General features: G+C 47.0%; 1 pseudogene. It reads left to right on the forward strand.

Going from position 1 to position 215, the window contains the following annotated elements:
* Positions 1-215: pseudogene (locus tag FDX19_RS25330) on the forward strand (hypothetical protein); the annotation flags it as partial.

Here is a 215-nt window from a genome sequence, read left to right on the forward strand (position 1 = left end):
CCTTTTGACGACCCGCGTCTGGCGCCGGGCGGTCCAGGTATAGATTATCAGTACTTTGATGACACCTATTATCTCTACAGACCAGGCAAGCATAAATCCAGTGGCAAGTATGTGAACGGCCATATAAGACCTGAATCTCCAGGTGATGCCTGGGGAACGGTGGTGTTTATGAAAGCATCTTTAGCTCATTTAACGGAAGGTTATAAGGCTAACTA

It is taken from the genome of Citrobacter sp. wls619, assembly GCF_005281345.1.
GTDB lineage: Bacteria > Pseudomonadota > Gammaproteobacteria > Enterobacterales > Enterobacteriaceae > Citrobacter.